This is a genomic window from Lysobacter soli (assembly GCF_009755585.1).
Classification (GTDB): domain Bacteria; phylum Pseudomonadota; class Gammaproteobacteria; order Xanthomonadales; family Xanthomonadaceae; genus Lysobacter_J; species Lysobacter_J soli.
Window position 1 is genome coordinate 2,672,926 of record NZ_CP046603.1, and the last position, 22,441, is coordinate 2,695,366.

General features: G+C 67.9%; 23 protein-coding genes. 8 read left to right on the plus strand and 15 right to left on the minus strand.

Going from position 1 to position 22,441, the window contains the following annotated elements; genetic code table 11:
• Positions 1-50 precede the first annotated feature (50 nt).
• The 6 genes from argC to GOY17_RS12170 all read right to left on the minus strand — a co-directional run bounded on the left by argC (position 51) and on the right by GOY17_RS12170 (position 6,537).
• A complete protein-coding gene (argC, locus tag GOY17_RS12145; RefSeq protein ID WP_157030604.1) occupies positions 51-1,019 on the minus strand; it encodes an N-acetyl-gamma-glutamyl-phosphate reductase in 969 nt (322 codons plus the stop codon).
• A complete protein-coding gene (locus GOY17_RS12150) occupies positions 1,016-1,639 on the minus strand; it encodes a GNAT family N-acetyltransferase (RefSeq protein WP_157030605.1) in 624 nt (207 codons plus the stop codon). Before GOY17_RS12150 ends, argC begins: the two co-directional genes overlap by 4 nt.
• Positions 1,640-1,646: 7 nt before the next feature.
• Positions 1,647-2,969: an acetylglutamate kinase gene (locus GOY17_RS12155; protein WP_157030606.1), complete on the minus strand. Its 1,323-nt coding sequence runs from the start codon at positions 2,967-2,969 to the stop codon at positions 1,647-1,649.
• 162 nt (positions 2,970-3,131) lie between these two features.
• Positions 3,132-4,220, minus strand: coding sequence for an acetylornithine deacetylase (locus GOY17_RS12160; protein ID WP_157030607.1), 1,089 nt, complete (start codon positions 4,218-4,220; stop codon positions 3,132-3,134).
• An 82-nt stretch (positions 4,221-4,302) separates the two neighbouring features.
• Positions 4,303-5,499 carry an argininosuccinate synthase gene (locus tag GOY17_RS12165; protein ID WP_157030608.1) on the minus strand — a complete coding sequence of 399 codons (1,197 nt, stop codon included), beginning with the start codon at positions 5,497-5,499 and terminating at the stop codon, positions 4,303-4,305.
• A gap of 27 nt (positions 5,500-5,526) precedes the next feature.
• Positions 5,527-6,537, minus strand: a complete 1,011-nt coding sequence (locus tag GOY17_RS12170; RefSeq protein WP_157030609.1) for an N-acetylornithine carbamoyltransferase — start codon at positions 6,535-6,537, stop codon at positions 5,527-5,529.
• A 13-nt stretch (positions 6,538-6,550) separates the two neighbouring features.
• On the opposite strand from GOY17_RS12170, the gene GOY17_RS12175 reads away from it, so the two are divergent.
• Positions 6,551-6,754, plus strand: coding sequence for a hypothetical protein (locus GOY17_RS12175; RefSeq protein WP_157030610.1), 204 nt, complete (start codon positions 6,551-6,553; stop codon positions 6,752-6,754).
• A 141-nt stretch (positions 6,755-6,895) separates the two neighbouring features.
• Here the strand turns inward: GOY17_RS12175 and GOY17_RS12180 are convergent, their stop codons facing one another.
• On the minus strand, positions 6,896-7,351 hold the full coding sequence (locus tag GOY17_RS12180) for a hypothetical protein (RefSeq protein ID WP_232338419.1): 456 nt from the start codon (positions 7,349-7,351) through the stop codon (positions 6,896-6,898).
• A gap of 201 nt (positions 7,352-7,552) precedes the next feature.
• On the opposite strand from GOY17_RS12180, the gene cysS reads away from it, so the two are divergent.
• From cysS to GOY17_RS12200, 4 genes are all read left to right on the plus strand, one after another.
• On the plus strand, positions 7,553-8,920 hold the full coding sequence (gene cysS, locus GOY17_RS12185; RefSeq protein WP_157030611.1) for a cysteine--tRNA ligase: 1,368 nt from the start codon (positions 7,553-7,555) through the stop codon (positions 8,918-8,920).
• 80 nt (positions 8,921-9,000) lie between these two features.
• On the plus strand, positions 9,001-9,453 hold the full coding sequence (locus GOY17_RS12190) for a SufE family protein (protein ID WP_115844569.1): 453 nt from the start codon (positions 9,001-9,003) through the stop codon (positions 9,451-9,453).
• 10 nt (positions 9,454-9,463) lie between these two features.
• Positions 9,464-10,732 (plus strand): MFS transporter, encoded by a 1,269-nt coding sequence (locus tag GOY17_RS12195; RefSeq protein ID WP_396615201.1) that lies wholly within the window; start codon positions 9,464-9,466, stop codon positions 10,730-10,732.
• A gap of 7 nt (positions 10,733-10,739) precedes the next feature.
• On the plus strand, positions 10,740-11,156 hold the full coding sequence (locus tag GOY17_RS12200) for a GNAT family N-acetyltransferase (RefSeq protein WP_198173680.1): 417 nt from the start codon (positions 10,740-10,742) through the stop codon (positions 11,154-11,156).
• On the opposite strand, the gene GOY17_RS12205 is transcribed toward GOY17_RS12200, so the two are convergent.
• Together GOY17_RS12205 and dksA are read right to left on the minus strand one after the other, a co-directional pair.
• Positions 11,153-11,611: a nucleoside deaminase gene (locus tag GOY17_RS12205; RefSeq protein WP_157030613.1), complete on the minus strand. Its 459-nt coding sequence runs from the start codon at positions 11,609-11,611 to the stop codon at positions 11,153-11,155. The genes GOY17_RS12200 and GOY17_RS12205 overlap by 4 nt on opposite strands.
• A gap of 181 nt (positions 11,612-11,792) precedes the next feature.
• Complete coding sequence (gene dksA, locus GOY17_RS12210) at positions 11,793-12,896, minus strand: RNA polymerase-binding protein DksA (RefSeq protein WP_157030614.1); 1,104 nt, start codon at positions 12,894-12,896, stop codon at positions 11,793-11,795.
• Between the two features lie 276 nt (positions 12,897-13,172).
• Between dksA and yidD the strand changes: the two genes are divergently transcribed.
• The 3 genes from yidD to GOY17_RS12225 are packed head-to-tail and all read left to right on the plus strand — an operon-like array spanning position 13,173 to position 15,621.
• Positions 13,173-13,421: a membrane protein insertion efficiency factor YidD gene (yidD, locus tag GOY17_RS12215; RefSeq protein ID WP_157030615.1), complete on the plus strand. Its 249-nt coding sequence runs from the start codon at positions 13,173-13,175 to the stop codon at positions 13,419-13,421.
• The gene (locus GOY17_RS12220) at positions 13,406-14,752 is read left to right on the plus strand and encodes a dihydroorotase (protein ID WP_157030616.1); all 1,347 of its coding nucleotides are present in this window, start codon (positions 13,406-13,408) and stop codon (positions 14,750-14,752) included. Before yidD ends, GOY17_RS12220 begins: the two co-directional genes overlap by 16 nt.
• Positions 14,753-14,787: 35 nt before the next feature.
• Positions 14,788-15,621, plus strand: coding sequence for a M23 family metallopeptidase (locus tag GOY17_RS12225; protein WP_198173943.1), 834 nt, complete (start codon positions 14,788-14,790; stop codon positions 15,619-15,621).
• Positions 15,622-15,952: 331 nt separating this feature from the next.
• On the opposite strand, the gene GOY17_RS12230 is transcribed toward GOY17_RS12225, so the two are convergent.
• The 6 genes from GOY17_RS12230 to GOY17_RS12255 form a co-directional block, all read right to left on the minus strand.
• A complete protein-coding gene (locus tag GOY17_RS12230; RefSeq protein ID WP_181902879.1) occupies positions 15,953-17,644 on the minus strand; it encodes a GGDEF domain-containing protein in 1,692 nt (563 codons plus the stop codon).
• A gap of 143 nt (positions 17,645-17,787) precedes the next feature.
• Positions 17,788-18,720 carry a GTP cyclohydrolase FolE2 gene (gene folE2, locus GOY17_RS12235; protein WP_232338420.1) on the minus strand — a complete coding sequence of 311 codons (933 nt, stop codon included), beginning with the start codon at positions 18,718-18,720 and terminating at the stop codon, positions 17,788-17,790.
• Positions 18,721-18,861: 141 nt separating this feature from the next.
• The gene (locus tag GOY17_RS12240; protein WP_157030619.1) at positions 18,862-19,572 is read right to left on the minus strand and encodes a phytoene/squalene synthase family protein; all 711 of its coding nucleotides are present in this window, start codon (positions 19,570-19,572) and stop codon (positions 18,862-18,864) included.
• The gene (locus GOY17_RS12245; RefSeq protein WP_157030620.1) at positions 19,569-20,252 is read right to left on the minus strand and encodes a phosphoglycolate phosphatase; all 684 of its coding nucleotides are present in this window, start codon (positions 20,250-20,252) and stop codon (positions 19,569-19,571) included. Before GOY17_RS12245 ends, GOY17_RS12240 begins: the two co-directional genes overlap by 4 nt.
• On the minus strand, positions 20,252-20,977 hold the full coding sequence (gene ubiG / locus GOY17_RS12250; protein WP_386838428.1) for a bifunctional 2-polyprenyl-6-hydroxyphenol methylase/3-demethylubiquinol 3-O-methyltransferase UbiG: 726 nt from the start codon (positions 20,975-20,977) through the stop codon (positions 20,252-20,254). The genes GOY17_RS12245 and ubiG overlap by 1 nt, the downstream gene beginning before the upstream one ends.
• A 63-nt stretch (positions 20,978-21,040) precedes the next feature.
• Positions 21,041-22,384 carry a TRZ/ATZ family hydrolase gene (locus GOY17_RS12255; protein ID WP_157030622.1) on the minus strand — a complete coding sequence of 448 codons (1,344 nt, stop codon included), beginning with the start codon at positions 22,382-22,384 and terminating at the stop codon, positions 21,041-21,043.
• Positions 22,385-22,441 lie beyond the last annotated feature (57 nt).

The window sequence follows — 22,441 nt, forward strand, 5'->3', positions numbered from 1 at the left end:
TCGGTATTACGTGATGCTTCCTGTCGCCCGCGCATGCGAACGACGCCAGACTAACCTGCGTGGCGAACCTGCGGGACGCCGCGGTTCTCGTCGAACCCGAACGCGAGGTTGAGGTTCTGCAACGCCTGTGTCGCCGCGCCCTTGAGCAGGTTGTCCTCGGTGGCGACGACGACCAGGCGGCGGCCATCGGGCGACAGCGTGAAACCGCCGAGTTCGACGTGATGGTGGCCGGCGATGCGGCTGACCCACGGCGCCTCATCGAGCACGTCGACCATCGGCTCGTCGGCGTAGCGTTCGCGATAGCGCGACACGACCACGTCGCGTTCGAACGCGGCCGACAGCGGCAGGTTCGCGGTGATGGTCAGCCCGCGGAAATGCGGTGCGACGTGCGGCAGGAACTGCACTTCGTGACCGAGCTGGCGCGTCACTTCACGCTCATGGATGTGATTGGTCAGCGCGTACGGCATCAGGTTGTCGCGCAGTTTTTCCGGATCGTTCTTGTCCGACGGCGACGTACCCGCGCCCGAATAGCCCGACACGCCAAAGCACTGCACCGGACCCGCCAGCGCATCGAGCATTGGCGCGACCGCCAGCTGCATCGCCGTCGCATAGCAGCCGGGATTGCTGATGCGGCGCTGGCCCGCGTACTTGCGGCGCGTGAGTTCGGGCAGGCCGTAGTACCAGGTGCCGTCGAAGCGGTAATCGGCGGAAAGATCGACGATGACCGGATCCAAGCCCGCGTTGTCGAACGCGGCGACGCACGCGGCGGCCTTGCCGTTCGGCAGCGCGAGCACGACCGCGTCCGCGCCCAATCCCGGCAGCTCCTCGTTAGACGGCGCGACATAGCGCAGTTCGGGATCGATGCCTTCCACGCCTTCGAACTGATCGGCAACCCGCTGCCCGACCAGTTCGCGCGAGGACACGAACGCGAGTTCGAAATCCGGATGACCGGCGATGAGCCGGATGAGTTCGGCGCCCACGTAACCGCGCGCGCCTACGATGCCAACGGACTTGTTCACGTCCGGTCGCTCCCTTGTTCGTGTTGTTCAAGCCGGTGCCGGAGATTGCGCTTCACGGCCGGCCATTCGGATTCGATGATGGAAAACGCCACCGTGTCGCGCACGCTGCCGTCGGCGTGACGACGATGGCTGCGAAGCACGCCGTCCTGCTTCGCGCCCAGCCGCGCGATCGCGGTGCGGGACGCGTGGTTGAACCAGCTGGTCTCGAAGCCCACGCACACGCAGCCCATCGTCTCGAACGCATGCGTGAGCAGCAGCAGCTTCGCTTCGGTGTTCAGCCCGGTGCGCTGCACGCGCGGTGCGTAGAAGGTGTAGCCGATCTGCACCCGCGGCACCGCCGGATCGAGGTCGTAGAAGCGCGTGCAGCCGACGATCTCGCCGTTCGCATCATGCACCGCGAACACGAGCGCCTTGCCCTGCGCCTGCATCTCCAGCGCGGCGGCGATGTAGCCGTCGACATCGTTCGGCGCCGGCACGTTGGTGAACCACAGGCGCGACAGTTCGCCGTCGCCGAGCGCAAGGCGCAGGCCCGCCGCGTGGTCGGCACGCAGCGGTTCGAGCACGACGTGCTGGCCACGAAGGCTCGGCACGTGGGTCCAGTGGTCGACGTGTGCGCTCATCGCGTCCTCAGTCCTTCAGCGTCGCGGTACGCCCGCCGCTGTGCGCGACGCAGCGGGCGATCTGATCGAAGCTGTCCATGCCGTACCAGAACACCTTCCACTTCTCCTGCTTCAGGCAGCCATCGGATTCGGCGTAATAGAACGGATTGACCGGGTTGCCGTGGCGCGAGCGCCAGAACAGGCGCGGGTTCTGCTCACGCATTACCTGCCATACCGCGCGGCCGAGACCTTCGCCCTGCGCTTCGTCGAGCACGGCGAACTTGTCGAGGTAAATGCCGGCATCCTCGCTGGTGAGGATCACCGCGGCACGATAGTTCTCGCTGACGTAGGCGCGATGCAGCGTCGTGCGCTCGAAGTAATCGGGCAGCAGGCGACGGCCGAACGCCGATTCGATGAGCTCGCGCAGGCGTTCCAGATCGAGTTCGCTCCACTGCGACACCTGCAGCACGCGCTCGCCGCGGCGCACCAGCGTGCCCGAACCCTTGTGCGTGAACAGTTCCTTCGCCAGCTCCGACGGCTTGGTGATCGACACCGACGAAGTCAGCGGCAGCTTGTCCAGCAGGTCCTTGATCTGCTCGATCTTCACGCGCATGCCGCCGTTGATCCACGGCTGCGACATGAGGTGGTCGTATTCGGTCGACAGGTTGATCGAGTCGATCACCTTGCCGTTGTCGTCGAGCAGGCCGCCGGTGCCGGTGAGGAACACGATCTTGTACGGCTGCAACTTCTGCACCAGTTCATTGGCGGCGAAGTCGGCATTGACGTTGAGGATCTGGCCGGACGCGGTTTCGCCCAGGCTCGCGATGACCGGGATGGAACCGGCGCGCAGGCTGGCTTCGATCGGCGCGAGGTTCACGCGCTTCACTTCACCGACGAGGCCGTACGTGTCGCGATCCAGGTAATCGGCTTCGAACACGCCCGAGACAATGGACGTCGCGCGCGCATCGAAGGCCTGCAGCGCTTCGACCAGCTTCAGGTTCTGCGACTGGAACACGCGGCGCACGATGGCGAGCGCTTCGGGCGAGGTGACGCGCAGGCCGTTCACCGTCTGCTTCACGATGCCGGCGGCGGACAGCTCTTCATCGAGCTGCGGACCGGCGCCGTGGATGACGATGGGCGTGAGGCCCACGTCCTGCAGGAACGCGAGCGAGGATGTCAGCGCTTCGAGATCGTCTCGCAGCACCGCGCCGCCGACCTTCACCACGGCGAAGCGCTTGGCGTCCAGCTGCGAAAAGCGCTTGAGGTACTGCGAGATCTCCTTCGCGCTGGCCATGCTCGAAAGCAGGCGCACGATGGTTTGCCTCGTCTGGATGTCGCGGGTGTCGTTCATCTTTGAGCGGATCAGGTGTTGTTCTTGCAATGTCTTCGGGCCGACGGGCGTCGCATCGCGACACCCTCAGGGTCTAGCGCCACATCCCCGCCTCGCCGCTTCACGGCGAGGCCGCCCCCCCTGACTCGAGGGGGCTCCAAAAAGCGGGGGCTCAGGACGTCGTCATGCAGTTTCGAGGATGCGGGTTACCGATTCGGTGTAGCGCTGCAACTGCTCCAGCGCGACCCATTCGTCGGCGGTGTGCGCCTGCGCGATGTCGCCGGGGCCGTAGACGATCGCGGTGAGGCCGGCGGCGGAGAACAGCGAGGCTTCCGTCCAGAAGTCCACCGCGTTGCCGATCGGCAGGCCGAGGGCGTCGGCGAGGTCGCGCGCTTCCAGGCGGCGGTTCTCCGCATCGGCGACATCGCCCGACGGCAGCGACGGACCGCGGAAGGTTTCCTCGTAGCGCTCCACGGCGCCGGCTTCGACCAGCGTGCCGAAGCGTTCGTGCAGCGCGTCGATCGACATCGACGGCAGCGGACGGAAACCGAAGCGCAGCTCGGCGCTCGGCGCGATCATGTTCGCCTTGATCCCGCCTTCCACTCGTCCGATGTTGAAGCGCAGGCCGGTCAGGCCGCCGAAGCGCTGGTGCGCCTGGCTTTCGACGAAATCCAGCGCATGCCCGCCCCAGCGGATCGCCTGGTGCAGCGCACTGGCCTGCATCGCGTTCGCGCCCGACGCATGGCCGGCGACACCGCGGAAGCGCATCAGCACCGAGCTGATGCCGCGATGCGCGAGCACGGCTTCGCACTTCGTCGGCTCTGCGACGATGACGTCCTGGAACGAATGGCCGCTGGCGAGGAACGCCGCGATGCAGCGCGCATCGTTGGCTTCCTCATCGGTGGAGAACAGGAACGCGGCATCGCCGGTCGTGCGCGATGCGGCGGTGACCAGCCCCGCGGCCGCGCCCTTGATGTCGCATGCGCCCAGGCCGATCGCGCGATCGCCGGTGACGCGCAGCACGTGCGGATCGGCGCTCCACGCTTCCGACGAGGGCACGGTGTCCAGGTGCACGTTGAACAGGCGCGTCGGATTGCCACGCACGGCGAGCATCGACACGGCGCCGTCGCCGTGGTCGATCACGTCGATGCGGAAGCCGCACAGCTTCTGGCGCAGGTAGTCGAAGATGCCGCCGGTGCCGATGTCGCGCGGCGGATTGCGGGTATCGAATGACACCAGCGCTTCGAGGTGTTGGAGGGTCTGGTCGAGCATGTCGTCTACGCCGGAGTGAGTGGAGAGTAGTGAGGAGTGAGCATCGCTTAGCTCACTTCTCACTTCTGCAGTTGCCCGCTTCTCAACCCTTCCGGTTGACCTCGGCCCACAGCGTGCTGCTCATGCCGAACAGCTTGATGAAGCCTTCGGCCTCGGCCACGCCCCAGTCGGCCGCCTGCGCGTAGGTCGCGCCCTTGGCGTTGAGGATGTGCTTCGACTCGATGGCCACCGCCGTCACGGTGCCGCCGTTGGTTTCCAGCGTGACTTCGCCGTTCACGGTGGACTGGCTCGACTGCAGGAACGCTTCCAGGTCGGTCTTCAGCGGATCGTGGAAGAAGCCTTCGTACACCAGCTCCACCCACTTGCGCGCGACCTCGGGCTTGAAGCGGTTCTGCTGCTTGCTCAGCACCGCTTCCTCCAGCGCGCGATGCGCGGCGAGCAGCGCGGTCAGGCCCGGTGCTTCGAAGATGATGCGACCCTTCAGGCCGATCGTCGTGTCGCCGGTGTAGAGGCCGCGGCCCACGCCGTACTGCGCGAACAGGCCGTTGAGCCTGGCCAGCATCGTGTGGCCTTCGATCTTCTCGCCGTCGAGCGTCACCGCTTCGCCGTTGACGAAGCCGATCTTCACGCGCAGCGCCTGCGCCGGCCACTCGCTGCGCGGCTTGCACCAGCCCACGGCGCCTTCGCCCGGCGCCTGCCAGCGGTCGATCTCGCCGCCGGACATCGTCAGCCCCAGCAGGTTTTCGTTGATCGTGTACGCCTTCTGCTTGGCGCGCACGCCGAAGCCGCGGTCTTCCAGGTACTTCTGCTCGTAGGCGCGGACTTCGGTGTGCTCCTTCTGGATCTCGCGGATCGGCGCCACGATCTCGTAATCGCCCAGGGCCTTCACGGCCAGGTCGAAGCGCACCTGGTCGTTGCCCATGCCGGTGCAGCCGTGCGCGATGGCCTTCGTGCCCAGTTCGTCGCAACGCTTCAGCGCGGCATCGACGATGAGGTAGCGATCCGACACCAGCAGCGGGTACTGCGACTGGTAGCCCTCGCCCGCCCACACGAACGGCTTGACGAAGCCGTTCCAGATCGCCGGGCCGCCATCAACGGTAACGTGCGAGGCGACGCCCAGCTCGGCGGCGCGCTGTTCAATGAAGGCGCGTTCCTCCGCATCCACGCCGCCGGTGTCGGCGAACACGGTGTGCACGTTCCAGCCTCGCTCCTTCAGGTAGGGAACGCAGAAGCTGGTGTCGAGGCCGCCGGAGAAGGCGAGGACGATGTCTTTGCTCATGTGGGGATCTCTGTGGGGTTCTTCGAATCAGTTGCGGGCGAGCGCGGCCATGATGGCCTTCTGCACGTGCAGGCGGTTTTCGGCTTCGTCGATGGCGATGCACTGCGGCGAATCCATCACCGCGTCGGTGGCCTTCACGTTGCGGCGCAGCGGCAGGCAGTGGCTGAAGACGCCGTTGTTGGTCAGCGCCATCTTCTGCTCGTCGACGATGAAGTGCTTGTACTGGTCGCGGATGGGCTTTTCCGGTTCCCAGTTGCCGAAGAACGGCAGCGCGCCCCAGCTCTTGGCGTAGACGACGTCCGCGCCGCGGTAGGCGCTTTCGATGTCGTGGCTGACGCGGAACGAACCGCCGCTCTCGGCGACGTTATGCTCGGCCCAGCCGATGTAGCGCTCATCGAGCACGTACTGCGGCGTCGGGCACAGCAGCGTGACGTCCATGCCCATGCGCGTGGCGATCGTCAGCGCGGAGTTCGCCACCGCGGTGTTGAGCGGCTTGGGGTGATAGGTCCAGGTGAGCACGTACTTCCTGCCGCGCAGGTCGGACGTGCCGAAGTGCTCCTGCAGCGCGAGGATGTGCGCGAGCTCCTGGCAGGGATGCGTGATCGTCTCCATGTTGATCACCGGCACCGGCGAGTACTTCGCGAAGCTGTTGAGCACGATGTCCTGCCGGTCGTACCGCCAGTCGACGAACTTCGGGAACGCGCGCACGCCGATCAGGTCGACGTATCGCCCCAGCACCCGCGCGACTTCCGCGATGTGCTCCTCGGTGTCGCCGTCCATGACGGTGCCCAGGTTGAACTCGATCGGCCACGCGTCCTTGCCCGGCTGCAGCACCACGGCATGGCCGCCGAGCTGGAAGGCGCCCAGTTCGAAGCTGGTGCGCGTGCGCATCGACGGATTGAAGAACACCAGGGCGATCGACTTGCCCTTCAGCTGGTCGCCCAGCTTGCTGCGCTTGAACTCCGCCGCCTGCGCGAGCAGTGCGTCGAGGCCGTCGCGCGACCAGTCCTGGGTGTTGAGGAAGTGCTTGGGGGTCATCGACTGCGTTCCCGTGAAGAAGATCTCGAAGGAGGTTCGCTGGGCCGAAAAGCAAAAAGCCCAGCGCGTAGGCTGGGCTTTTCGTGTGTCACTTCGCCTGTTGCGAATGGCGCGTGCGACCGTCTACCCAGCGGATTGGCGGGTGTACGGTCGGCGCGCGCGCGAGGTCATCCCCGCCGCCATCCAGGCGGAGGTGAGCACGTCGGCGTCGGCGTAAAGGGCGTTCATGAGGGGGCGAATGCTCGCATGCGACCGGGGCGGGCGCAACCGATTTGTGACCCAACGTGCAAGGAATGGGTCCCCGCCTGCGCGGGGACGATGATCCGGCAAAGCCGCGCGCTTCGCGCCCGGGCCGGATCTATCGGCTCCGCGGCGGCTGCACGACCGGCGTCACGGAAACCCGGATCCGCAGCCGGTTGCCCGGATCGTCCGCCAGGCGCGAGCGGTACTTGGCGCCCTTGTAGGTGTAGTCCACGTCGTAGGCGATGGGACGACGGAACTCGCGTTCGACGGTGACCGGCTTGCAGTCGGGCGTGGCGGCGGGCTTGTCCTGCTTCTCCTCGCGGCCCAGCGCTTCCTTCACCGCGCCCAGGGCGCGCGACAGCTTGGAATCGCCCTTGGCCTCCTCGCACTGCTCCTCGACCGAGCTGGCCTTCAGCGTCTGGTAGACCGGCGTCACGCGCAGCACCTGCGCGTAGTCGAAGCGGACGTTCTCCGCCTGGATGACCGTGGTCTGCGTCGGAGCCTGCTGTTGCGCCTGTGCCGCCGCGGCCCAGAGGACCGCCACGGCCATCGCGGCGACGCGCCCGGACATCGGGGCTGCTTTCGCCGGCAGGGACGGAACTGGACGGGCCATCACGCTCGCAAGGTAGGGAAATGTTCAGAAAGTGTAAGCGGATACGGCGCCGTAGGTCTGAACCTCGCCTTTAGCTTGCCGGCATGCGGCGGCCCGACGGGTCGGGACGCGGCGCCCGGTGCTGCCGCTAGAATGGCCGGCACTTCCGGCGGTAACCCCATGAGCCTGCACCTTTTCAACAGCCTGACGCGACGGGTCGAGCCGTTCGCGCCCCTGAATCCCGACCGCCCGACGATGTACCTGTGCGGGCCGACGGTCTACAACTTCGTCCACATCGGCAATGCCCGCGGGCCGGTGGTGTTCGGCGTGCTGGCCGACGTCCTGCGCCGCCGCTACGGCGGCCTCGACTACGCCCGCAACATCACCGACATCGACGACAAGATCAACAACGCCGCCCGCGAACGCGGCGTGCCGATCGGCGAGATCACCGCCCGCTTCACCGCCGCGTACCTGGACGACATGGCCGCGCTGGGCGTGAAGCCGCAGAACATCCAGCCCGAAGCGACGGCGCACGTGCCGCAGATCATCGAGATGATCCAGCGCCTGATCGACGCCGGCCACGCCTACGAGGCCGAAGGCCATGTGCTGTTCGCGGTCGGCACCTTCGCCGGCTACGGCAAGTTGTCGCGCCGCGATCCGGAGGAACTGCTCGCCGGCGCGCGCATCGACGTGGCGCCGTACAAGCGCGACGCGGGCGATTTCGTGCTGTGGAAGCCTTCGACCGACGACCTCCCCGGCTGGGAATCGCCCTGGGGTCGCGGCCGTCCGGGCTGGCACATCGAATGCTCGGCGATGGCCGCCGCGCACCTGGGCGAAACCATCGACATCCACGCCGGCGGCGTCGACCTGCAGTTCCCGCACCACGAGAACGAGATCGCGCAGAGCGAGTGCGCGCACGGCGGCAGGATCTTCGCCCGCTACTGGCTGCACAACGGCATGCTGAATTTCGGCGGCGCCAAGATGGCCAAGTCGGTCGGCAACATCCAGCGGGTGCACGACCTGGTGCAGCAGTACCCGCCGGAGGCGCTGCGCTTCTCGCTGCTGTCGGCGCATTACCGCCAGCCGCTGGAATGGTCGGACGGTCTGATCGAGCAAAGTGTGCGCACGCTGGACCGGCTGTACGGCACCCTGCGCGACCTAGCCGACGTCGATGCCGAGCCCGCGATCCCCGCTACGGTCGAAGCCGCGCTGGACGACGATCTCAACACCCCGCAGGTAATGGCGGAGATCGCCCGCATCGCCGGCGATGCGCGCAAGGCAGTCTCGACCGACGAGAAGGCGCGCCTGAAGTCCGAACTGCTCGGTGCCGGCCTCGCGCTCGGCCTGCTACAGCAGGATCCGGCGGCGTGGTTCGCGCGCGGCACAGAGGAAGGCGACGATGCGCGCATCCAGGCCCTGATCGACGAGCGCCTCGCCGCGAAGAAGGCCCGCGATTTCGCTCGTGCCGACGCGATCCGCGACCAGCTCGCCGGCGAAGGCATCCTGCTCGAAGACACGCCGCAGGGCGTGCGCTGGAAGCGCGCCTGATCCACCGTCGTCATCCCGGCCCGCCGGGATGGCGACCGACTCACCGTGCCTTGCCGCACGCCGCGTAAAATCCCACTGCAATGAACGCCATCGCTGCCCCCACCAGCCCGTTTCCACTAGAAGCCAGCGCGCGCGACGCGCAGCAGGCGATCCGCGATGAGTTCGCCTTCTTCGGCGACTGGTCGGAGCGTTACCAGTACCTGATCGACCTCGGCCGCAAGCTGCCGGACCTTCCGCCGGAGTGGAAGACCGAAGAACACCGCCTGCACGGTTGCCAGTCGATGGTGTGGATCGTCGCCGAGGGCGATGCGGACCGCCTCGACTTCCACGCGATCAGCGACTCGGCCATCGTCTCGGGGCTGATCTACCTCGCCCTGCGCGTCTACTCGGGGCGCAGCGCGAAGGAAATCGTCGACACCAACGCCGACTACATCGCGGAGATCGGCCTGGCGAAGCACCTGTCGCCGACGCGCAGCAACGGACTGGCCGCGCTGCTCGGCTTCATCCGCGAACGCGCCCGGCAGGCGCTGTGAGCCCGCCCCGGTGAGCGAAGCCGCACCCGCCGACGCCCCCGTTCCGGGAATCGGCGACCTGCTGAGGAACCGCGGCTTCACCGGCCTGATGACGTATCGCCTGCTGGCGATGCTGTCGTACCAGATCGTTGCGGTGACCGTCGGCTGGCACGTCTACGAACTCACGCGCGACGCGTTCGCGCTCGGCCTGATCGGCCTGGCCGAAGTCATTCCCTACTTCTGCTTCGCGTTGTTCGCCGGCTACGCGGTGGATCACCTGCCCCGCCGCAAGCTCGGCATGGCAGCGTGCCTTGGACTGCTGCTGACGACGCTGACGCTTGCCGGCGTCGCGTCCGGCGTGCTGCCGGCGGGCACGTCGTCGTTCGGCACGCTGACCATCTACGCGGCGATCGCGGTGAACGGCGTGGTGCGCGCGTTCCTGGCGCCGGTGTACATGTCGCTGTTCGCGCGCGTGCTCAAGCGCGAGCAGTTCGTGCGCGGCGCGGGCGTGAGCAGCGTGGTGATGCAGTCGGGCCTGGTGCTCGGTCCCGCGGCGGGCGGCCTGCTGGTCGCATGGGGCGGAAAGAGCGCGGCGTACCTGGTCGCGGCTGCGTTCGCGGCGGCGGCATCGATCGCCGTCATCACGATCCGCGTGACCGAACCGCCGCTACCGGCCGAACGCGCGCCGATCTTCAAGAGCATCGGCGAGGGCCTGAACTTCGTCTTCAGGACGCAGGTCGTGCTGGGCGCGCAGGCGCTGGACATGTTCTCGGTGCTGTTCGGCGGCGCGGTCGCGCTGCTGCCGGCGTTCATCAGCGAAATCCTGCACTACGGACCCGAAGCGCTGGGCCTGCTGCGCGCCGCGCCGGCGGTCGGCGCGGTGCTGATGGGCGTATACCTCGCACGTCGCCCATTGCAGCGCCATGCCGGACGCATCCTGCTCATCGCGGTGGCGGGTTTCGGGCTGAGCATCATCGGCTTCGCCTTGTCGCGTGAGCTGTGGGTCTCGGCGCTGATGCTGATGCTGTCGGGCATGTGCGACGGCGTGTCGGTGGTGCTGCGCTCGACGATCCTCCAACTCGCCACGCCCGACCACCTGCGCGGTCGCGTGTCGTCGATCAACGGCATCTTCATCGGCTCGTCGAACGAGCTTGGCGCGTTCGAGTCGGGCGTCGCCGCGCGGCTGATGGGCCTGGTGCCGTCGCTGATCTTCGGCGGCTGCATGACGCTGGCGGTGGTGGGCGCCACGGCGAAACTCGCGCCGAAGCTGCGCCGGCTCGACCTTCGCGACCTGCACTGATATCCGCGTGTCCACGATCGCCGATTCCACCGTGGTGGAAACGCAGCGCATCTGCGTCGGCCTGCAGGCGTTCAACCGCGCCGCCGTCGGCGAGATCGAAAGCACGCCGATCCATCTGGCGGCGAAGGACGACGATGGCGAGCTGATCGGCGGCATCGTCGGCGACGTGCTGCTCGGCTGGCTCGAAATCCACGTGCTGTGGCTGCGCGAGGACGTCCGATCGCAAGGCCACGGCGCCGCGCTGCTGCACGCCTGCGAGCGGCGCGCGATCGAAATCGGCGCGCATTCGGCGCGGCTGGACACGTTCGACTGGCAGGCCGAGGCGTTCTATCGACGCCACGGTTACGAGCGCTTCGCGGTGCTCGACGGATACCCGGACACGCACGAGCGCATCTTCATGCGCAAGCGGCTGTCGACGCGCTAACCGCGCATCGCCTTCCACGCCTCGTACAGCCCGCCTTCGCCGTCCGGTCGCAGCGGCTCGACCGCGAGCGTCTGCCGCTCGGGCGGCAACGCCATCTGCGCATACACAGCCGCCGTGGACAGGCCGAACGGCTCGCCTTCCTCGTTCGAATACGCGTAGTACGCGCGCGTCACGCCGCACAGGTGCATCGCGGCCAGGCACATCGGACACGGATGGCCGCTGGCGTAGACGACGGCGCCGTCCAGCCGCGGCGATTCCGAACGCTGTGCGGCTTCGCGAATCGCCAGCAATTCCGCATGCGCGGTGGGATCGTTCGTCGCATGGATGCGATTGGCCGCGCACGCGAGCACCTTTCCATCGCGCACCAGCACCGCGCCGAACGGGCGGCCGCCTTCGGCCACGTTCGCACGCGCCAGCGTGAGCGCCTCGCGCATGAAGTCGATGGGTTCGGGCATGGCGGGCTCCGGAAGGCGGCGTGATGACGGCGGCCAGCATGCATCGCGCGCGACGCTGGCGCATGGACCGGATCGGTCCGCATCTCCGCTTCGATCCGGCAGTTCGAACCGGAGGGTGGAAAAGAAAAACCCGGCGCGAGGCCGGGCTTTTCGTGTCGCATCGAAAGCGGGGAGCGGTGGATCAGTCGCCCATCTGCTTCTGCAGGTGTTCCCAGCGCTCCTGCGCGTCGATGGTGCGCTCGGCGGTGAGGCGCGCTTCCAGGCGCTCCAGGCCGATTTCCTCGCCCGTGTCGACGCAGTAACCGTAGTCGCCCGAGTCCACGCGCTTGAGCGTGCTGTCGATCTTGCTGATCAGCTTGCGGTAGCGGTCGCGGGTGCGCAGTTCCAGCGAGTTTTCGGTCTCGCGGGTGGCGCGCTCGGCTTCGTCGCCGACATCGCGGACTTCGTCCTTGAGGTTCTCGATGGTCTGCTTGGATTCCTCGACCAGGTCGGTACGCCAGCCCAGCAGGCGCTGGCGGAAGTACTCGAGCTGGAGCGGGTTCATGTATTCCTCGTCGACCGTGGGCTTGTAACCCTGCGGGACGATCGGGCGGCCAGTGGCCTCATCTGTCTGGTACGGCACGACTTTGACCTTGCCTTTCGGCGCGGGAGCCTGCGGCTTTGCGACGACGGCCACGGCCACCTTGCCGGCCGGGCGCGGAGCGGTCTTGGTCGCGGGATTGCTTGCGGCCGCCGCTTTGGTTGCAGGCGCCTTGTTGGATACGGGTTGCGTCACTGGATTCTTTGCGACTTCTGGCTTGCTGGCGACCGGTTTCGCCGTCGGGGATTCGACGGCCGGGCGCGCTGCTGCGGGTTTCTTGACGACGGGCTTGCTCTCCGGCTTCGCAGCCGTGGGCTTGCCTTCCTGGGGGGCGGCCTTCGCCGGCGTGGACTTCACCGGGGGAGCGGCCTTCTTGGCGGGCGCCGGAGCCTGCTTGGCGACCGGCTTGGGCGCCGGTGCCGCCTTCTTGGCGACGACGGGCTTCTTCGTGCTGGCGGCCGGCTTGGCCGGTGCCTTCTTCGCCGCCGCAGCCTTCTTGGCGACCGGCTTGGTGGCGGGAGTCTTCTTTGCCGGAGCGGCCTTCTTGGCCACCGGCTTCTTGGCGGGCGCAGCCTTCTTCGCGGCCGGCTTCTTCACCGCAGTCTTCTTCGCTGCGGGTTTGCTGGACGCGGCCTTCTTGGCGGCCGGCTTGACGGTCTTCTTGACGGCCTTGGCGGCCTTCTTCGCGGTTTTTTTCACTGCCACGAGCGACGTGTCCTTCTGATCCCTGAGGACCTCCGGACGACGGGTCCGAAGGCGGTGTGGAGCACAGCATGCCCCACTTCGTGTCCGCGCAGCATGACATCGCATGCATGTGCCGGACACCGTCCGCGGAGCCTCGATCGTGCTGGTTCCGCGAAGGTCGGACGACCCGGAGATCGACCGAAAACTGGAGCCTTGTGACGGGAAAGCGCGCTGTTATACCCTGCCCCGGCACCTGCGGCAACCGCATATTCAGATGCCTGTCCGCATTAAGGAACCGTGATCGACCGTCTGCTCATCGTGCTGCTGCGAGGCTACAAGCGCTGGATCAGTCCGCTGCTTGGCCCGCGCTGCCGTTTCCATCCGACGTGCTCGGAATACGCCATGCAGGCCATCGCCCGTTTCGGCGCGTTCAAGGGCAGCTGGCTGGCGCTGCGGCGCATCCTGCGTTGCCATCCCCTTCACCCGGGCGGGATCGATCCCGTGCCGGAACCACCCTCCGGGAAAACCACATGCCATCGACACTGATCGTCAACGCCCGCCTGGTCAACGAAGGCCGCGAATTCGACGGCGACCTGCGCTTCGAGGACGGGCGTATCGCCCAGATCGGCACAGGCCTGTCGGCGCGCGCGAACGAATCGGTGATCGACGCCGATGGCCGTCGCCTGTTGCCGGGCATGATCGACGACCAGGTTCATTTCCGTGAGCCGGGCATGGAATACAAGGCCGACATCGCGACCGAATCGGCCGCCGCGGTCGCCGGCGGGCTGACGTCCTTCATGGACATGCCCAACACCAATCCGCCGACGCTCGACGCCGAAGCGCTGGAGAACAAGTACCGTCGCGCCGCGGGCCGCGCGTGGGGCAACTACGGCTTCTACATGGGCGCGAGCAACGACAACCTCGCCGCGATCCAGGCGCTGGATCCGCTCGCCGCGCCGGGCATCAAGGTGTTCATGGGCGCCTCCACCGGCAACATGCTCGTCGACAACCCGGAGATCCTCGATAGCATCTTCCGCGACGCGCCCACGCCGATCATCACGCATTGCGAAGACACGCCGATGATCGACGCCGAACTCGCCCGCTACAAGGCGAAGTACGGCGACGACATCCCGCCCGCGTGCCATCCCGACATCCGCTCTCGCGAAGCGTGCATGAAGTCGACGCAGCTCGCGCTTTCGCTGGCGCGCAAGCACGACACGCGCCTGCACGTTCTTCACATCAGCACGGCCGACGAACTGGCGCTGTTCGAAAAGGGGCCGATGATCCGCGCCGACGGCAGCCGCAAGCGCATCACGGCCGAAACGTGCATCCATTTCCTGCGCTTCGATCGCACCGACTACGCGCGTCTTGGCCACCTGATCAAGTGCAACCCGGCGATCAAGGACGCGAGCGATCGCGAAGCGCTGATCCAGGCGCTGACCGAGGACGTGATCGACGTGCTCGCCACCGACCACGCGCCGCACACGCTGGAAGAAAAGGCGCGTCCGTACACCGGTGCGCCCAGCGGCCTGCCGCTGGTGCAGTACGCGCTGGTCGCCGCGCTCGAACTGGTGCACGAAGGCCGCCTCACCACGTCGCAGGTCGTGCAGAAGTTCGCGCACGCGCCGGCGCAGCTGTTCGACGTGAAGGGGCGCGGCTTCCTTCGCGAGGGTTATGCGGCCGATCTCGTGCTGATCGACGACACGCCGTTTACCGTGCAGCGCGAGGACGTGCTGTCCAAGTGCGGCTGGTCGCCGTTCGAAGGCACGACCTTCCGTTCGCGCATCGCCTCGACGTGGGTCAACGGCGAACTCGCATGGGACGGCCGGCAACTGGTCGGCCAGCCGCGCGGCGAGCGTCTGGCGTTCGATCGATGAGGTTTGCGCAAGGCGTCGCGCTGTCGCTGCTGGCGATGGCGTCGGCGGGTTGTTCCGCTGCACCCGTGGCACCTGTCGCACCGAGCGTCGCGCAGGCGGCCACGGCGAGCGTCGACACGCGCGTGGTGTTCCCGACCTCCGTCCAGCAGGGCTCCCTGGTACTGGGCAAGGTGCCGGCCAATGCGACCGTGCGTTACGGCACGCGCGTGTTGCGTCCGACAAACTACGGCACAGTCGTGTTCGGCATCGGCCGCGATGCGACGGGGCCGGTCAGCGTCGATGTGACCACTGCCGACGGCCGCACGCAGACCGCGCGCATCGCCGTCACGCCGCGTGACTGGCCGGTCGAGAACGTCCGGGGCGTGCCGCCGAAGACGGTCGAGCCGCCGCCGGAAATCGCCGCACGCATCGAGCGCGAGCAGGCGCAGGTCACCGCCGCGCGTGCACGCGACGACGATCGCGCGGACTTCGCGCAGGCCTTCGTCTGGCCGGTGAAGGGCCGCATCAGCGGACGCTTCGGCAACCAGCGCGTCTACAACGGCACGCCGAAATCGCCGCATTCCGGCATGGATATCGCCGCGCCGACCGGCACGCCGGTGCTGGCTCCGGCATCGGGCGTGGTCACCTTCGCCGCGCCGGATCTGTACCTTACCGGCGGCACGCTGCTGCTCGACCACGGCCACGGCGTCAGCTCGAATTTCCTGCACCTCTCGCGCATCGACGTGAAGGTGGGCGATCGCGTGCAGCAGGGACAGGTGATCGGCGCAGTCGGCGCGACGGGTCGCGCGACGGGGCCGCATCTGCATTGGGGGATGAACTGGTTCGATGTTCGCGTCGATCCGCTGTTGGTTCTGGAGCGCACGCAGTAAGAGCCCGTTGTTTACCTGTGTGGCGCGCTGCGGCGCGTTCTTTTCAGCGGCAACTGCAGTGCATCGCGGCGCGGTTCGATGTGCGTGTCGATCCGTTTCTGGTTCTGGAGCGAACGCAATAGGAGCCAGTTGCTCACCTCTGTGGCGCGCTGCGGCGCGTTCCTTTCAGCGGCAACTGCAGTGCATCGCGGCGCGGTTCGATGTGCGTGTCGATCCGTTGCTGGTTCTGGAGCGCACGCAGTAACCACCGATGGTTCACGGTCGCGACGCGCTTCGGCGCGTTCTACCGTGCGCGAACAAAAGCGCCACGAGGCGCGCGGCACGGCAAGCGCTAGGTCACCGTGCTCGTTCCATGCGAGTTCGCCGTGTTCGACACCGGCGTTGCGGCCGTCGTGCGCAGACGCGAGGCCGTGTAGCCGGTCACGCGGTCGCGTCCGGCAGCCTTGCTCGCGTAGAGCGCCGCGTCCGCGCGTTCGAGCAGTTTTTCGACCGTCTCGCCGTAATGCAGTTCGGCCACGCCCAGGCTCAGCGTCGTGTTGAACAGGCGGTTCTCGATGGACAGCGGCCGGCAGTTCACCGCCGCGCGCAGGTTCTCGGCCACGCACAGCGCTTCGCGAAGCTGCGTGTCGGGAAGGACGACCAGAACCTCGTCGCCACCGTAACGTCCGAACAGGTCGTACGTGCGCAGTCGGTTGCGCGTTCGCAGCGCGACGATCCGCAGCGTCTGGTCGCCTACGCGATGGCCGTGCGCGTCGTTGATGCGCTTGAAGAAGTCGATGTCGAAGAACACCACCGACAGCGGCCGGCGCCCGCGGTGCGCGGCCTCGGCGAGCGCTTCCAGTCGTTCGTTGATCGCCGAACGCGTCAGCGCTCCCGTAAGCGCGTCGTAGGTCGCCAGGCGACTCGCGTGGTCGCGGTCGCGACGCATCTGGTGCATGTGGTCGGTCAGGCCGATGGTGAGCACGAGGCCGCCCATCGCAAGGCCGATCGGGAACGCGTATTCCATCCACTCGGGATTGCGCCAGCCGCCGAGCAGTTCGCCGAGTCGAAGCAGCACGAGCACGATCATCGGCGCCCATGAGAGCGCCATGAAGTACGCCTCGCGCTGACGTTCCCAGGCAGCGACCACGCTGGCGGCGAAAGTGGTCACGGCCGACACCAGGAAGACAGAATTCGCCACCCACGGCAGCCAGTTCGCGACGGTACCGAGGTTGGCCAGCAGCAACACCAGCAGTGCGGCGTTGCAGCCGTGGAGCACGCGCATGAAGCGCGGGTGGCGCTCGGGCAGGTTGAGATAGAGCGCGACGAAGCTGTTGCTCGCGACCACGCCCAGCAGGCCGAACATGCGACCGACGCGCGGATCGGCGCCGATCAGCTCCGCGAGCCAGGGCACGGCGCGCACCTCGCCACCGACCGAGGCGAGGTAGAACGCCTGTGCGGCGAGCGTCAGCGACAGGTACGCGTACGTCCGCTCGCCGATACCCACCCAGAAGCCCACCGCCAGCAGCGCGAGCACGACGAGCGTACCCAGCACGAAGGTGCGCAGCGCGACGTGGCGCAGATCCTGTCGATGCACGGCCGCGAGCGGTTCGACGTCGACCGACATGGCCGTCGGCGACAACGCGGTCACGCGGAGGTAGATCGATTCACCCGTCGCCAGCCCCTGCGGGAGCGGGATGACGAGGGCGCGCGTGGAGAACTCGGGGTCGGAATCGGCGCCGACCAGTGCCCGCCGCAGGGGAATCGCGTCGCCGGGACGCCAGACTTCCACGCGGTTGAGGTACGGGAACCGCAGGACGAGGTTCGGCGAATCGGCGGGTTGCACCGCCTGCCGGGCGGTCAGCCGCCACCAGCGCGGGCGTCGGGAGGTCTCGTGGATGGCCTGCCCTTCGACGCTGGCGAAGTCGGTCTGGTGCCGACCCGAGAGCACTTCCAGCGGAACCGGGTCGTCGTCGAGGCGGGACACGTCGAAGAACTGCGCCGACGCGGACGTCGCCACCAGCATGCCGAACGCGGCCATCATGGCCAGCCACCACCGACGAAAGGGTTTCCCCATAACCCGTCTAGGTCCCCGAGCAAGGTCGGGGAGCATAGCGTAATGAGACGACGGTCGCGGAATCGTCCGACGAAGGGCAGCGCCGCCGGGGCCGGCGGTGCCCCGGAAGGTCAGGCGCTGGCGCCCTGCCCGGTCACCCGTGCCAAGGCGTCGTGGGCGTGGAGGCTTTCGAAATGGGAGACCTGGGCGTCGAAGCGCTCGATGCGTGCATCGGCCGACAGGACGGCAGCGACACGACGGGCCGCGTCCTCGCAGAACATCAGGTTTTCGGCATTGAGGCGGGCAAAGGCCTGCTCGTCCTCGCGCTTGACCGCCGTCTGCACCGGCGTGGCGAGCGCGGTTTCGAGGGCGTCGATCAAGGCCGCCAGCGGCACTTCGTCGAACGCCGGGCGCAGTTCGACGCGCACGTCGGCGCGGCTGCGCTGGGCGTGGGGCGTCGCGGCAAGGCCGCGCTCGGAGGCGAGCCATTCGCTCACCACCGCCGTCGACAGCGGGCGCGCCGCAGCGAAATCCTCGGCGAAGCGTTCGGCATTGAGCTGGCGCGAGAGCGCCGCCGAGGCCGGACAGGTGCTGGAGTATTCGACCGAAAATGCCAACGCCAGGTGCAGGTGGCCGTCGCGCAGGGTGGCGTCGATCTCGACCGGATAGCGCTTCCACCCGGCGTTGTCGCTGGCGAGCGCGCGGCGCAGCAGCAGTTGTTCGTAGCGCAGCACGAGGCGGGCAGAGGTGGAAATCCCGCCCTGCTTCTCGACCAGCGTCTGCAGCACGCGGCGCAGGCCGGCGGGCGTGACGGTTTCGCTGGCGAAGGCGTTCTGCAGTTGCAGGTACATGCGCGACATGTGGATGCCGCGGGCGTTGGCGTCCTTCAGGTCGACGCTGACGTCGACCGAGGCGGCGACGGTGATCGCCTCGCCATCGGGCCCGGCCACGCGGAGCGGCAGGGCGATGTTGGACATGCCGACCCAGTCGAGCGGTCGCGCCGCGGCGGCGGCGTCGAAGGCGACATCGGGAAGACGGCGCGGAGTGGTGGAAGTCGTGGTCACGGCGGACGAGATGGGGTTGGCGCGGGGGAGCGCAAGCCGGGCCATTGTAGCGGCCGCATCCGGACGGTCGGCCGGACACGTTGCAACAGTCAGTTTCGAGGCGTCGCCACGCCTATCGCGACGATAGCCCCGACATGGCGTTCACGCACGCGCCCCGCGCCAGGCGGTCCACAGCGCCGACCAGGGCGGCAAAGGCTGGGAGGCATCGCCGCGTCGCAGGCGCTGCCGTGCGAGCGCATTCCATACGCGGCGCGGACGGCCGGCATCGCCACGCGGCCAATGCGCGAGCAACTCGGCGGCCCAGGCGTGCGTCGTAGCACCCTCGCCTGCCCGGGCGATCACGCTCATCGGCACCGCCGCCTCATTCGTATGTGCGAGTCGCGCCTGCAGCAGCCCGGCCTGCACGACCGAGACGCTTGTTGGCGTCGAATCGAACAACGCCGTCTCGATGTCCGCCACCGCCTGCGCGAACGGTGCGAGCGCGGCAAAGGCCTCGTCGCGATCGCGCGGGCGTTCGCGGCTCTCGCGCAGCGACGGAATCGCCGCGCCCAGCGTGGTCCATGGCGCCGGAAGCTTCTGCAAGGCCAGGCCGATCGGGTGACGGCGAATGCCGCGCGACCAGCCCTGCAGTTCTTCCATCCACCACGCGAGCTTCGCCTCGCCCGGGCGCGCATCGCTGCCGCCCCAGGCGGCATCGGTTAGTTCCTGCTGCAGGGCTGCCCATGCGAGCGCGACCTCGCGCTGCTCCGGCGGTACGAACGCCTGCGCAACGGCCCATTCCGGCCACCGCGCGCGCCACTTGTCGAGGAAGCTGTCGAGCGCTTCGTCGCGCGGGGGTGCGGCGTCGTTCATCGCGTGCCCGGCCACGCGTCGGCGGCGATGAGCTGCGACGGCACGTCGATCATGACGTCGCCCTGCCAGGCGATCGGGTTGTCCTCGTCGAGGCGGTAACCCCACAGCGCGATCACCGACGGCATGCCCGCGGCGCGCGCGGCGATGATGTCGCGCTCGTCGTCGCCGACGTAGACGCACTGCTCCGGCGCCACGCCGATGCGCTCGGCCGCGACGATCAGCGGCAGCGGATCGGGCTTGCGCGCGCTCAGCGAGTCGCCGCCGATCAGCACCGCGCAGCGCTGCTCCCAGCCCAGCACGGGCATCAGCTGGCGCGCGAGATACTCGGGCTTGTTGGTGACGATGCCCCAGATGCAGCCGGCGTTTTCCAGCGCTTCGAGCATCGCGTCGACACCGTCGAACAGCGTGCCGTGATGGCCCAGCGCACGCTGGTAGCAGTCGAGGAATTCAGGAATCCAGCGCTCGCGTTCGTCATCGGGAACGTCCGGGAAAGCCGCCGCGACCATCGCGCGCGCGCCCTTCGAGACGTGCGGACGCAGTTGTTCCAGCGGCATCGGCGGCTGCCCGCGCGCGGCACGCATCGCGTCGATCGCCGCGACCATGTCGGGCGCGCTGTCGAGCAGCGTGCCGTCCAGGTCGAACAGCACGGCCTTCGGGTATGCCACCGCGTCGGCAGCCATCAGGCGGCGTCCGGCTTCGACGCGCAGGCGAGGTAGTTCACGTCGGTACGCGAGATGACGCGCGCCGCGTTGCGCCACGGTTCGTACATCAGGCCGCTGACGTCTTCCAGCGCCAGGCCAGAGGCACGCAGCCACGCGCCCAGCTCGTGCGGCTTGATGAAGTCGCGGTACTGGTGCGTGCCGCGCGGCAGCAGGCGGGCGATGTATTCGGCGCCCACGATGGCCAGCGCAAACGCCGCCGGCGTGCGGTTCAACGTCGAAAGGAACAGCTTTCCGCCCGGGCGCAGAAGCGTCGCGCACGCACGGATGATCGAACCCGGATCGGGCACGTGCTCGAGCATCTCCATGCAGGTGATCGCATCGAACTGGCCGGCCATTTCGTCGGCGAGCGATTCGACCGATTGCAGGCGGTAATCGACCTTCACGCCCGATTCCAGACCGTGCAGGCGAGCGACCTTCACCAGTTCCGGCGCGAGATCGAGCGCGGTGACCTGCGCGCCTTCGCGCGCCATCGCTTCGCTGAGCAGGCCCGCGCCGCAGCCGACGTCGAGCACGCGCGCGCCACGCAGCGGCGTGCGCGCGGCGACGTAGCCCAGCCGCGCCGGATTGAGCGCGTGCAATGCCTTCTGCGGGCCTTCGGGATCCCACCAGCGCTGCGCGAGCGCGCCGAACTTGTCGAGCTCGGACTGGGTGTAGTTGGTGTCGGTGGAAGTCTGGGTCGTCACACTAATTCTCCAGGTGCGTCGTTCCCGCGAACACGGGACCGACGGACAGTGCGGTCGTTGGCGTCACGTCAGCCGGATCGCCGCGATCCGCTCGCGCCACTGCCGCGCGTTGGCGACGAGAGCGGCGGCGTCCATGTCGACGAGCATGCGTTCGCGCAGTTTCGCGCGTCCGGCGATCCACACATCGCTCACGTGGTGGCGGCCGGTCGCGTAGATCAGCTGCGAGACGACGTGGTGCAGCGGCTGCGTTTCAATCTGGCCGAGGTCGACGCAGACGACGTCAGCCTGCTTGCCCGGTTCGATCGAACCGATCTTCGCCTCGAAACCGAGCGCGCGCGCGCCGCCAAGCGTGGCGGCATGCAGCGCGGTGGCGGCATCGAACGCGGACGCGTCTTCAGCCACGGCCTTGGCCAGCAGCGCGGCGGTACGCGTTTCGCCGAACATGTCGAGGTCGTTGTTGCTGGCGCAGCCGTCGGTGCCGATGGCGACGTTCACGCCGGCCTTCACCAGCTTGCCGACCGGGCAGAAGCCGGAGGCCAGCTTGAGGTTGGATTCCGGGCAATGCACGACGCTCACGCCGCGCTGCGCGCACAGCGCGATCTCCGCGTCGGTGAGCTGCGTCATGTGCACGGCGATGAGGCGGTCGTTGATCAGGCCGAGGCGATCCAGCCGCGCGATCGGGCGCTGGCCGAGCTTGGCGTGCGATTCGGACACTTCATGCGCCGTCTCGTGCGTGTGCAGGTGCACGGGGATGTCAAGCTGGTCCGACAGCATGCGGATGCGCTCGAAGTTTTCGTCCGACACCGTGTACGGCGCATGCGGCGCGAAGGTGGGGGCGACCAGCGGATCGTCGCGCCACTGGTCGTGCACTTCGCCGGCGCGCTCGAAGTATTCCTCGCTCGTCTTCGCCCACGCGGTGGGGAAATCGATCACCGGCAGGCCCACGCGAGCACGGAAGCCGTGCTGCTTGTAGACGGCGGCCTGCACGTCGGGGAAGAAGTAGTTCTCGTTGGCGCAGGTGGTGCCGCCGCGGAGCATCTCGGCGATCGCCAGCGTGATGCCGTCCTCGATGAACTCCGGCCCCATCACCGCGCCTTCCACCGGCCAGATGTGGCCCTGCAGCCACTCCATCAGCGGCAGGTCGTCGGCGATGCCGCGCAGCAGCGTCATCGGGTTGTGCGTGTGCGCGTTGACCAGGCCGGGGATCAGGGCGGCATCGGGACGCGATACGGTCTCGGCAGCATCGAAGCGCGCGCGTGCCTCGCGGGTCGGCAGCACGGCGACGATCTCGCCATTGCGCACGGCCACGGCGTGATCCTCGAGCACCACGCCGTGCGGTACGACCGGGACCACCCAGCCGGCTTCGATCAACAGGTCGCAGGCTTCGGGGGTGCGGTCGTGGGTCATGCGGCCTCGCTTTGTCTGCTCCCTCCCCTGCCTGCAGGGAAGGGTTGGAGAGGTGTT